Below are 12,093 nucleotides of genomic sequence, written 5' to 3'. Positions count from 1 at the left end.
TAAAATGAGAAACCTTTTAATGTAAAAGGAGCGATTCAAATGGCGATTACACACAGAAAAGACACCCGACCGGTAAAAGTCGGAAACCTAACAATCGGAGGATCCGATCAGGTCGTCGTACAGTCCATGACAACGACGAAAACGCATGACGTAGAGGCAACGGTTGCTGAAATCCTTCGTTTGGAAGAAGCAGGATGTCAAATTGTCCGTGTAGCCTGTCCGGAAGACCGGGATGCTGACGCTATACCTGAAATCAAAAAACGTATCAATATACCGCTCGTCGTCGATATACACTTCGATTATCGGAAAGCCTTGAAAGCCATTGAAGGTGGCGCAGACAAAATCAGAATCAACCCAGGGAATATCGGTAAACGCGAGAAAGTCGAACAGGTAGTAAAAGCCGCCAAAGAGAATGGTGTGCCAATCCGTATCGGAGTAAATGCCGGTTCTCTTGAAAGACACATTCTCGAGAAATACGGATATCCTACAGCACAGGGAATGGTGGAAAGTGCCCTTCACCATATTCAGATTCTCGAAGAACTCGATTTTCATGATATCATCGTATCGTTGAAAGCTTCCGATGTGAAACTTGCCATCGACGCTTATGAAAAAGCGGCTGAACAAATTTCCTACCCTCTTCACCTGGGTATTACAGAATCGGGTACGCTTTTCGCAGGAACTGTAAAAAGTGCTGCAGGCCTCGGGGCTATTCTTAGTAAAGGGATCGGTAGTACGGTACGTGTCAGCTTGAGTGCCGATCCGGTGGAAGAAGTGAAAGTTGCGAGAGAACTTCTGAAAACATATGGTCTGGCTGACAATGCCGCAACATTGATTTCCTGCCCTACTTGCGGAAGGATAGAGATAGACTTGATCAGTATTGCCAACGAAGTCGAAGAATATATCCAGTCAATCAAGGCTCCTATCAAAGTGGCCGTCCTCGGCTGTGCCGTGAACGGTCCTGGTGAAGCTCGTGAAGCTGATATCGGGATTGCAGGGGCTCGCGGTGAAGGATTGCTATTCAGGCACGGAGAGATCATCCGTAAAGTTCCTGAAGACATCATGGTTGATGAATTGAAGAAAGAAGTCGACAAACTGGCTGAAGAGCATTATGAAAAACAAAGAGAAGCAGGAATCATTAACTGATTTTCTTTTTCACAATTTAGTAACTCTTACAATTCAAATTCTTTATAATAATTCAGAGAATTTCAAAGCTATTTAAAAAGACTGTCATGATTTTAAAATCATGACAGTCTTTTTTTACATTGGTTCCCTAGTTCTTCTTTTTTACTTATAATCCTTTTTCGTCTTCATCATTTTATAATAAAAGGTACGGGCCACACCCGCACCTTTTATTGATATTTTCTTTTTATCTTCTTTCTGACATTCAGTTCTCAGGCTCGATGATCTTCGTGGGCAAGACTTTAAGATCCAGAGATTCCCTTCTCTGATTTCGGATAACACATCTTTATTTTGTACTCCTCGAGCTTCTTGCCTTCCATAGACTATTACTTAGTCATTTAGTTGGCCACAGCTACTGTCGCGTGGTTTTCTGATTTAGACTGGATCTCTAAAGCATACCAGCTTTTGGCATCTCCATTTTCAGACATATATTGTTCCAGTCCACCCATGCCTCTGTGATAAGCCGTCAATGCTTTATCCCAGTCTCCATCGTATTCTTGTTTCAGAAAATCGAGATAGGTGACTGACAGCTTCATAGAATAATATGGGTCAAACAATTTCCCTTTTTCATAAGATAAATCAGCCATATCAGCAATCCAGGGAGCAGTGTTCGTCATGAATTGGCTCATACCATATGCCTGACCGTACTCCGTTTCCGGTCCTACGAGTTCAGGATCGAAAGTATTGCCCGTTTCCACCTTCAAAAGTTCGTAAACAATAAATGGATCAATATCATGCGCTTTTGATTCTTTCACTAAAAACAATGCCCACGTCTTTTTGAATTTCCCTTCGCTTTCCGAAACGAGATTTTCAGCTTTTTTATTCATAGTTTTCCACGATTCAACATTATTTTTGGTTGATTTTGGTGAGTCACTCAGTTTTGAAGTGACGTATTCATTTTCTGATTGCAGTTGTTCTAATTCTGCTTGTAATTCCCGTTTATCAGTTGATAATTTGTCATGAGTATGTGATTTCAACTGATCAACAGTCACTGCGGTAACTGCAATTATCAAAACAACTATGACACTTTGCCATAAATGTTTTTTCTGCATCAAATGACTCATCTCCTTTCTTACCTTTACAACTATAGGCCTGTGCTTTATGACCTATTGATACATAGTAACGAATAGTGTTTGAAATTGCAATTCATCAACTCACATCCTTTCATTACTGAGGAGACAATCGATATAAAAAAAGGAGCAGTCATTTAACGATAGCCCTAATACCTGTTCACTAAACATTTCAGAAGTTTCACACCCTTCAATAAGAAAAGCTGACGGGCTTTCCGTCAGCTTTTCTTATTGATTATTCATGATTTTATTTTTCAGGTCTTCATTAAAAGTTCCACTTTTCAGCATATCGATTTCAAACTTGTACGGAGGTTTTTTATTTTTTTTATCTTCGCCTACATAAGGAGTTTCCAAAATTTTAGGAAGTGCCTCCAATTTGGGGTGATGCACTACATAATGCAAAGCATCAAAACCTATATGCCCAAATCCTATATTTTCATGACGGTCTTTCGCTGCACCGCGCTCATTTTTGCTATCATTGACGTGAATGACTTTCAGACGATCCAAACCTATGATCCGGTCGAATTCTTCGAGCACCCCATCAAAATCGTTAACTATATCATAACCGGCGTCATGGATGTGACATGTATCGAGACATACAGATAAGTGTTCGTCATGCTCGACTCCTTCCATGATCGCAGCTATCTCTTCGAACTTTCTACCGATTTCAGAGCCCTTACCTGCCATAGTCTCAAGGGCTATTTGTACGTGTTGATCCTTATATAGTACTTCATTGAGACCTTCTATTATCTTCGCAATCCCTATATCCGCTCCTTGAGCGACGTGGGAGCCGGGGTGAAGGACAATCTGTTTGGCTCCAAGAGACTCGGTTCTGGAGATTTCATTTCTCAGAAAATCGACTCCCAGCTGAAACGTTTCCGGCTTAGTCGTATTTCCCACGTTGATAATATAAGGGGCATGGACTACAAATTCTTCAATGCCATGTTCTTTCATATGAGTCTGTCCATTTTCAATATTCAGTTCTTCCACTGGTTTCCTCTTTGTGTTCTGAGGCGCGCCCGTATAAATCATGAACGTATTCGAACCATAAGAGACCGCTTCTTCGCTGGCCCCTTCTAACATCTTTTTCCCTTTCATTGATACATGTGAACCGATTTTAACCATAGCTACTCTGACCCTCCATTACTTTTTCCCTTTTCGGTAACTATCACGTTTCATCTGCTTATAATTTTTATCCGCTTTATACTTCATTTTTCTCTTATACCCAGGCTTCACCTTTTTCGGCTTCCGAACCATTTGTTTCGCTTTCTTCTCCATATCGCCTTCTTGTCTTTCTCTTTTCTGCCGGTGACTGTAATCTTTCACTTCTTTCCATTCACCTTTTTTCACTTCATAGAAAGTGAACGTCAACCCTTTGCTTTTCAGCTTCTCGATCAGTGGGAGATCTTCTTCTTTATAAAGATTAATCGCAGTACCTTCGAGCCCTGCCCTGGCCGTACGACCTACCCGGTGCAGATAAAACTCCGTCTCTTTCGGCATCTGGGCGTTGATAACGTGACTGACACCCTTAATATCAATTCCACGTGCAGCTAAATCAGTGGCCACAATATACTGAAAACGCAGATCCTTCAGATCTTTCAGGACCCTTTTACGTTCTCTTGGAGTAAGCCCTCCGTGAATAAGACCCGGCTCCATTCCTCGCGCTGTCAGCTCGGCAGCAAGATTATCCGCTTCCGCCTTGCCATTTGTGAAAATAATCGCAAGATAAGGCTGGATGGCTTTAGAAATATCGATGATGATATCAGCAGGGTTTTTGTGCTTCAATTCCACTAGTCTATGCTCCATCGACTCAGGGGTTAGCTGTCCCATATCCGCTTCGATAAAAGCAGGCGACTGCAAATATTTTTTAAGAAATGGCTGTAACCGTTCCGGAATTGTCGCTGAGAAAACTCCGATTTGAATATCTTCTTTCATTCTGGTCAAAATCTGATCGACTTCATCTATGAACCCTAAATCCACCATGAGATCTGCCTCATCCAGAATGAAGGTATTCGCTTCAAAGAGATCGAGCGCGCCTTCTTCAGTCATATCAAGTATTCTCCCAGGTGTACCTACGACTATCTGAGGAGGGTTCTTTTTCAGCTGTTCCATCATTCTGTATTTATCGCTTCCTCCGGTTACGAGCTTCGTTCTCACTTCTTCATCAAATTTAGTCCCCTGCAATGACTTTTTGACTTCCTCCTGGATCTGCATCGCCAGTTCCCTTGTAGGGGCTGTAATAACCGCCTGTACCTTTTTATCGGTTGTAAGACGGTTGAATATCGGTAACAAATAGGCGTGTGTTTTTCCTGACCCGGTATGGGACTTGGCAATTACACTTTCTCCTCTCAAAAAAGGAGGCAACACCTTATGTTGTACTTCTGTCGGTTCTTTGAATTTGAGAGCCGTTACTATATCAGAAACGGTTTCATTTATATCATATTGATTGAACGAATGGTTAGTCATAATCAAACTCCTTTAGTATTAATCCTTTCCCCATTATAATAGAGGCTGATAAATAATGCACACTAATAATTTTTACATCAGCTTCAATTACCTTTATAATGGAACTAGAGTTTGAAGACGGAGGAGGACATACGTACATGGAAGTTATTAAAATTGCCCCTCGTGGCTATTGCTACGGTGTCGTGGATGCGATGGTTATTGCTCAGAACGCAGCAAAGGACCCGAATCTCCCACGCCCAATTTATATACTGGGAATGATTGTTCATAACTCTCACGTAACAGATGCTTTTGAAAAAGAAGGAATTATAACTCTCGACGGAGAAAATCGTCTGGAAATATTGGAAAGCATAAATGACGGCACCGTCGTCTTTACTGCCCACGGGGTATCACCCGAGGTGAAAGAACGGGCCAAAGAAAAAGGACTCATGACACTTGATGCCACTTGCCCCGATGTAACGAATACGCATAATCTTATCCGGGATAAAGTGGCCGAAGGATATGAAATCGTCTACGTAGGTAAGCGAGGCCATCCTGAACCTGAGGGTGCTCTTGGAGTCGCTCCAGGAAAGGTACACCTTATCCAGACAGAAGAAGAAGTAGAAGACCTGGAAGTACAAAGCGACAAATTGTTGATCACGAACCAGACTACTATGAGCCAGTGGGATGTTTATGACGTGATGGAAAAAGTGAAAGAAAAGTATCCTCATACAGAGAAGCATCAGGAAATTTGCATGGCTACCCAAGTACGTCAGGAAGCCGTCTCCGAACAGGCAGGGGAAGCCGATCTTACACTGGTTGTAGGTGACCCTAAGAGTAACAACTCTAATCGACTTGCCCAGGTTTCTATAGAAAAAGCCGGCACCCAGGCGTATCGGATCAAAGACGTTACTGACATCGATCTCGACTGGCTCGAGGGAGTACAAACGGTTGCAGTAACTGCAGGGGCTTCTACACCTACGCCAATCACTAAAGAGGTTATCCGCTTCATTGAAAACTTCGATACCGAAGATGAAGATACGTGGATCCGTGAATCCAAAGTGGAACAGAAAAAGATCTTGCCTCCTGTGAAAAGAAAACAAAGCAAGCCGAAAACTTCTAAACAGAATTAAAAGAAAGCCTAGAAGTAAAATCATAAAAAGCCGAACAAAATTTTTGTTCGGTTTTTTATATGCATTCAAGTATCACTAACACATTCAAAGAAAAATACGGAGCCTTCTGTAGGCATGTTCTCATTACTCATGGTAACCATTTGATTGTCCCGTCTTTAACTGATATTTAATTTTGGCTCTGTTATCATTTATTGTTGATTTTCGTCTCTTCGGGTGGAAGCTTGCCGCGGGCATGACGCGGGCTTCCGGAATCTACCCATTGTCGATTCCGGTGATTTTCCGTTCATGCCATTTCCGCAGGCGTCTCTACCCTTCGTTCTTAAAATCAACAACGGGCTTTAATAGAGCCTTTACATAAAGCGAAAAGGTTCAGTGTCGGACTCAGATAATATAACTTCAACCTCCTGCTCGTTTTCGATCCTTTCTTTTATTTCAGAGCAGATGAGTTTTTCCACGTGATGACCAGGATCAATTATCGCCAGCCCCTCGGCCCATGCTTCCTGTGCTTTGTGGAAAGTGACATCTCCGGTAATAAGTACGTCCGCGCCTTTAGCCTTGGCAGCTTTGAAGAAGTCTTCACCGCTGCCTCCGACTACTGCCACCGTTTTTATCTTTTTAGTATCGGCACCGGTAACTCGTAGTGCGGGGACATCATAGGCTTTTTTCACTTCTTTGGTAAACGACTTAAGATCGATACTCTCCGGTAACTTACCGATTCGCCCCAATCCCCTTTTTTCTCCGTTTATCTCTACCCGGTAGACATCATAAGCAGGTTCTTCATAAGGATGAGCTTTTTTGATGGATTGCAGCACGGAATCAAGATTCTTCTCTTTGACGATTGTCTCTATTTTCACTTCTTGCACCTTTTCGAGCTCTCCGGCCTCTCCTATGAATGGATCAGCTCCTTCAAGAGGTTTGAACGTCCCTTCCCCCTCAATTTGAAAAGTACAGTGACTGTAGTCTCCCAAATGTCCTCCCCCGGCTTCAGACATTGCATCCCGAATAGCTTCTCTGTGATCGACTGGAGTGTGGATGGCTACTTTATAAACATTCTCCTGGAAATTGGCGACGAACGGTCTTGTTTCCTTAAGACCGATTCTTTCACTCAGTACGTCATTCACTCCGCCTTCAGCGATATCAAGGTTTGTGTGAGAAGCATAAACAGTAATGTCATGTGAGAGCAACTTCTGCAATATACGTCCCCTTGACTGATCTGTGTTAATGGAATCAGGTTTCACGAACAAAACCGGGTGGTGAGCAATAATAAGATCAGCACCTTCCTGAATCGCTTCGTCCACTACATTTTCAAGAACATCTAGAGTTACCATCACTTTCGAGATCTGTTTGTTCTTCGACCCTACTTGAAGTCCTACATTATCCCAGTCGAAAGCCCATGCTTCAGGAGCCCATCGTTCCATTATCTGAATGATCTCACCTGCTTTAACTGTTTTCACTGTAGAGAACCTCCTTTAATATATCAATCTCTTTTTCTATTTCCTGTTTTTTTCGCATCTGAGGAGTAGAAGATTGTTCAAGCTGCCGTTGTATCCTTCTATTATTATCCAATTGGCGTTCCCATTTTTTAATAAATGAGCTATTTTTCCTCTTCATCAAGAGCGGCCCAAGCCACAGTTCGGTTTCTTTATTCTCATCGGAATAGAGCGTCTCCTCGGCATATCGATCTGCTATAAGCACTTCGTATATATGTCCATTTTCTTCGATGATCTCTTCCTCCACCAAAAAAAATCCATTCTCCTCGAGCCATCCTCGTACAACTACAGAATGAACATTCGGTTGCAGGAGTAATCGATGGACACCGGAAAGTTTCTCTTTCCCATTCTCTAATATAGAAGCGATCAAGGGTCCTCCCATACCGGCGATGACCACTTCCGATACTTCATCTTTTTGAAGGACCTCCAGCCCGTCTCCGAGCCTTACTGTAACCCTTTCTTCCATACCATATTGTTCAATGACTTTCTGCGCGCTATTAAATGGCCCTTGATTAACCTCGCCGGCTATTGCACGGGTCTTCGGGTGCTCCAGACAAAAACTGACCGGTAAATAGGCGTGGTCTGATCCGATATCTGCAAAAACGGTTTCTTCCGGCAGATACCTGCTGATCAGAGACAGACGTTCAGATAACTCCACTGACAGCTCCTCCTTTCAAAAAGAAAAGCTCCCTGGAATCCAGAAAGCTTTCACTTCTTACTATTTATTGTTCCACCAGCCATTCAGCGACCTGTTGTGCTTCTTCACCTGTGTACAATCCGGCCGGCATTTGACCTTTACCATTTTCAATTACACTGACGATTTCATCTACAGATAGTCGATCTCCAATACCTTGAAGGTTCGGTCCGACACCTCCGCTCAAATCGCCACCATGGCAACTGGCACAGGAGTTCTGGAACATCTCTTCAGGATTGGCGCTTGCCGTCTGTTCTTCACCGCCGCCTTCTTCTTCACTTTCAATCGCCTGTTCCTGGTTCATCCCCACACTACTGATTACAATCATGGTTAAAATACCGATAATTGCAATCATTGCAAAAGGTATTAACGCTCTTTTCATATAAGACTTCCTCCTTATGTAACATTCCCGTCTTGCATATGATAGTACAAGCTACGTTTATTTTACTCGAAAACATCCATTTAGAAAAGACCATAAGTTCAAAATTTAAAAAAGCATGTATAGAATAAGGCCGAGCGCAAGGATAAGGCTGATTATTTTTAAATAGAAAATATTTGAACGATAGCCAATAAAATACCACCCGGCAATATTCAGAAGGGAAACCAGAAATACATATACATTTTCAAAATAAGTAGATGCCACAGTCGTAGTCAATAGAAAAACGAGTAATAACGTAACGTTCAATGGTATATGTATCATTCCATTTTGCTTATATATCCACCAAAGCTGAAGAAGCGACAAAAGAACAAACACCGTCAAGAGAACAGTTTGCAAAATGACATCGTTTTCAGTAAAATAAATAACGACAAAAGAAAAAGGAAGCATCAGGAAATTCAGAAAATAATAAGTGATATTCCATATCTTTCCCTGAAATAAGGAATTTCGTGAATCAGTCGAATCCTCGCCCTCTGTATATAAGGCAAGAAGAAAGTTACAATACTTTTCAGGCAATAGCTTGCTTTGTTTCCAATAATGGATTTCGTTAACAATTATTTTCTTCCTATCCTCTGCCATTATCTATTGACCTCCAAGAGATTAATGGGGTGCTCAGCGGCTTTGAAAAACCGCCAAACACCTGGTATTTTCTCTTTATTCCATAAAATCTTTCAGACGCTTACTGCGGCTTGGATGTCTTAATTTACGAAGTGCTTTAGCTTCGATTTGGCGAATTCTCTCTCTCGTTACTCCGAACACTTTCCCTACTTCTTCTAGTGTACGGGTTCTTCCATCATCGAGTCCGAATCTAAGACGTAACACGTTCTCTTCACGGTCTGTAAGTGTATCAAGAACATCTTCAAGTTGTTCTTTAAGAAGCTCATACGCTGCGTGATCGGAAGGAGAGGTAGCTTCCTGGTCTTCGATGAAATCCCCAAGGTGAGAGTCATCCTCTTCCCCGATAGGCGTTTCCAATGAAACAGGTTCCTGAGCTATTTTCAGAATTTCGCGAACTTTATCCGGTGTAAGCTCCATCTCTTCAGCAATTTCTTCCGGCGTCGGTTCCCTTCCGAAGTCCTGAAGAAGTTGACGCTGGACACGGATCAGTTTATTGATCGTCTCCACCATATGGACAGGGATACGGATCGTCCTTGCCTGGTCGGCAATAGCTCTCGTAATCGCCTGACGAATCCACCAGGTCGCGTAAGTACTGAATTTAAAACCTTTCCGATAATCGAACTTCTCGACCGCTTTGATCAGACCCATATTACCTTCTTGAATCAAATCAAGGAAAAGCATCCCTCTCCCTACGTAACGTTTGGCAATGCTTACTACCAGTCGAAGGTTCGCTTCTGCAAGTTCTCTTTTCGCAAACTCGTCCCCTTCTTCGATACGATGAGCGAGACTGATTTCATCTTTTGCAGCGAGGAGATTCACTCTTCCGATTTCTTTAAGGTACATCCGTACCGGATCGTTTATTTTTACACCTGGAGGTACACTTAAGTCGTTAAGATCGAACTCTTCTTCTTTGTTCAATTGTTGCATGTTAGGGTCGCGCTCGGAATCACCGATCACTTCCACACCCTGTTCATTCAACTTTTCGTAAAACTCATCCATCTGATCGGAATCGAGTTCAAAACTAGACAATTTCTCAGCTACTTCTTCATATGCGAGAACTCCACGTTTTTTCCCCATCTCCATTACTTGTTCTTTAGCCTGGTCAAGGGTCATTTCATTTTCATTATCTTTCGTACGTGCTGGCTTCTGATTATTTTCAGCCATAAGTTCCCCTCCTTCCAACTTATCAACGAGCTAATTCCTGGTTTTCCATTCCCTGTTTTCCTTGAGTAACTGCATGGCAATTTCAGCAGCGCGGATCGGGTCCTGTTTTTCTACTTCTTTCATTTCTTTTTTCAAATGATTCGTATTCTCTTTTTTCCAATGTTCCATTTTAACCTGATACAAATAGTCTTCAATTTCTTTCTCAGGTACTTCAGGTGAGAGAGAGAGCGAGGCTATATCTGTTACAAGATGCTTAAAGCGGTCTTCTTCGAATGTTTCCAGAAATTCACTTACATTCACTGAATCATTTTCTTCGTAATAGGCATACAGATGAGTAGCTATGATCTGATGATCTTCGATATTGAATGATGCAGATATATTTTCCTTCACAATCTCAGCTATATAGGAATCTCTTATCATATAAGCGAGTAGTTTCCGCTCTGCATTATGGAAAGCGGGCCTCGGTTTATTACCAGCAGAAGACGTTGGATCATTTTTCTTAACAGTGCTCTGTGGGGATTGTTTCACCCCCGGGCTCTTCTGCTTAGGTCGCCACTTTTCCATTTCTTCATTGAGGCTCTCGAGCGATATGGAAAATTCTTTCGAGAGTTCCTGTAAATAGTATTCCCGCTCTACAGCTCTTTCTAACTTAGCTACCTCCCGCAGTATCATTTCTATATAATCGAAACGATCTCCTTCGGATTGCAGGTTGAATTGATTTCTGTAATACCTCATAAGGTATCCTACAAACGGTTCGCTTGTCTCGAGGACTTCACGTCTGAACCTATCCGGACCCTCTGCCTTAATAAAATCATCTGGGTCCTGCTGATTCGGCACTCTCGCTATATAAACGTGTATGCCTGCCTTTTGCAGTTCTTTTGCCGTTTTGACAGAAGCTTCAATACCTGGCTGGTCTCCGTCGTAGCAAATGATGACTTTCTCAGCGTATCGGTTCATCAGCTCTGCCTGAGCCGGAGTCACAGAGGTCCCCATTGTAGCTATCGAATTTTTAATGTCCGACTGATACGCAGAAATGACATCAGCATAACCTTCAAATAAAACAATCGTACTCTGTTTACGGATGAATCCACGAGCCAAATCAAAATTATACAACAATTTTCCTTTGTGGAAAATAGAAGTTTCCGGGCTGTTCAAATACTTCGGTTGACCTTCCCCGAGGGTTCTTCCGGCAAAGGCTACCGTTTTTCCGAGATGGTTCCGTAAGGGGAAAATAATCCTTCCACGGAATCGATCCAGATAATCTCCGCCTTCAGTAGCTGTCAGGAGTCCCGCTTTCACCATCTCCTGAGGATGAAAGCCTTTCTTTTCAAGGAAAGTAGCCACAACCCCCGGTTTATCAGGAGCATATCCCATCTGGAAGGTATCGATGGTTTCTCTCGTAAATCCGCGTTCTGTCAAATAATCGAGCGCGTCCTTACCTTCCGTCGTATTCACCAATAAATGATGATATAACTTCGCGAGCCATTGATGGGCTTCAAGCACTCTTTGAGAACCGTCATCCTCATTTACAGATGCGGATCTTTTTTCTTCCGGCAGTGAAATGCTGTTTTTTTCTGCCAGTTCTTCAACAGCCTGAATAAATGTCCAACCTTCTTTATCCATAAGAAACGTAAATACATTTCCGCCTTTTCCGCAACCGAAACAGTGAAAAATCTGTTTTTCAGGAGAAACTGAAAATGACGGAGTGCTCTCCCCATGAAAAGGACAAAGGCCGAAATAATTCCGCCCCTGTTTTTTCAATTGGACGTGTTCCCCGATAACGTCCACGATATCTGAGGTCTTACGGACTTCTTCAACGGTTTCTTCCGGAATGTGTCCAGCCATTTCTATCACCAGCATTCTTCAG

The 12,093-nt window shown here is 42.5% G+C and carries 10 protein-coding genes; 2 read left to right on the top strand and 8 right to left on the bottom strand.

Going from position 1 to position 12,093, the window contains the following annotated elements:
• The first annotated feature begins 39 nt into the window (after nucleotides 1-39).
• Nucleotides 40-1,143, top strand: a complete 1,104-nt coding sequence (gene ispG / locus BW944_RS00525; protein ID WP_076556386.1) for a flavodoxin-dependent (E)-4-hydroxy-3-methylbut-2-enyl-diphosphate synthase — start codon at nucleotides 40-42, stop codon at nucleotides 1,141-1,143.
• A 374-nt stretch (nucleotides 1,144-1,517) separates the two neighbouring features.
• On the opposite strand, the gene BW944_RS00520 is transcribed toward ispG, so the two are convergent.
• The 3 genes from BW944_RS00520 to BW944_RS00510 all read right to left on the bottom strand — a co-directional run bounded on the left by BW944_RS00520 (nucleotide 1,518) and on the right by BW944_RS00510 (nucleotide 4,715).
• On the bottom strand, nucleotides 1,518-2,231 hold the full coding sequence (locus BW944_RS00520) for a lytic transglycosylase domain-containing protein (protein WP_076556385.1): 714 nt from the start codon (nucleotides 2,229-2,231) through the stop codon (nucleotides 1,518-1,520).
• A gap of 246 nt (nucleotides 2,232-2,477) precedes the next feature.
• Nucleotides 2,478-3,374, bottom strand: coding sequence for a deoxyribonuclease IV (locus tag BW944_RS00515; RefSeq protein WP_076556384.1), 897 nt, complete (start codon nucleotides 3,372-3,374; stop codon nucleotides 2,478-2,480).
• A gap of 18 nt (nucleotides 3,375-3,392) precedes the next feature.
• Nucleotides 3,393-4,715 carry a DEAD/DEAH box helicase gene (locus tag BW944_RS00510; RefSeq protein WP_076556383.1) on the bottom strand — a complete coding sequence of 441 codons (1,323 nt, stop codon included), beginning with the start codon at nucleotides 4,713-4,715 and terminating at the stop codon, nucleotides 3,393-3,395.
• Nucleotides 4,716-4,852: 137 nt separating this feature from the next.
• Here BW944_RS00510 and BW944_RS00505 point away from each other — a divergent pair, with 137 nt between their 5' ends.
• Nucleotides 4,853-5,824, top strand: a complete 972-nt coding sequence (locus BW944_RS00505; RefSeq protein WP_076556382.1) for a 4-hydroxy-3-methylbut-2-enyl diphosphate reductase — start codon at nucleotides 4,853-4,855, stop codon at nucleotides 5,822-5,824.
• A 350-nt stretch (nucleotides 5,825-6,174) separates the two neighbouring features.
• Here the strand turns inward: BW944_RS00505 and BW944_RS00500 are convergent, their stop codons facing one another.
• The 5 genes from BW944_RS00500 to dnaG form a co-directional block, all read right to left on the bottom strand.
• Nucleotides 6,175-7,278, bottom strand: a complete 1,104-nt coding sequence (locus tag BW944_RS00500; RefSeq protein ID WP_076556381.1) for a Nif3-like dinuclear metal center hexameric protein — start codon at nucleotides 7,276-7,278, stop codon at nucleotides 6,175-6,177.
• On the bottom strand, nucleotides 7,265-7,972 hold the full coding sequence (locus tag BW944_RS00495; RefSeq protein WP_084193572.1) for a tRNA (adenine(22)-N(1))-methyltransferase: 708 nt from the start codon (nucleotides 7,970-7,972) through the stop codon (nucleotides 7,265-7,267). The genes BW944_RS00500 and BW944_RS00495 overlap by 14 nt, the downstream gene beginning before the upstream one ends.
• Before the next feature lie 64 nt (nucleotides 7,973-8,036).
• Nucleotides 8,037-8,390 carry a cytochrome c550 gene (cccA, locus tag BW944_RS00490; RefSeq protein ID WP_076556379.1) on the bottom strand — a complete coding sequence of 118 codons (354 nt, stop codon included), beginning with the start codon at nucleotides 8,388-8,390 and terminating at the stop codon, nucleotides 8,037-8,039.
• A 708-nt stretch (nucleotides 8,391-9,098) separates the two neighbouring features.
• Nucleotides 9,099-10,226 carry an RNA polymerase sigma factor RpoD gene (gene rpoD / locus BW944_RS00480; protein WP_076556377.1) on the bottom strand — a complete coding sequence of 376 codons (1,128 nt, stop codon included), beginning with the start codon at nucleotides 10,224-10,226 and terminating at the stop codon, nucleotides 9,099-9,101.
• 30 nt (nucleotides 10,227-10,256) lie between these two features.
• Nucleotides 10,257-12,071: a DNA primase gene (gene dnaG / locus BW944_RS00475; RefSeq protein ID WP_076556376.1), complete on the bottom strand. Its 1,815-nt coding sequence runs from the start codon at nucleotides 12,069-12,071 to the stop codon at nucleotides 10,257-10,259.
• Nucleotides 12,072-12,093 lie beyond the last annotated feature (22 nt).

The sequence above is a fragment of the Salimicrobium flavidum genome (genome assembly GCF_900156645.1).
GTDB classification, from domain to species: Bacteria; Bacillota; Bacilli; order Bacillales; family Halobacillaceae; genus Salimicrobium; species Salimicrobium flavidum.
Note: the sequence above shows the minus strand (reverse complement) of the source record. Positions and strands in the feature narration are given on the sequence as shown.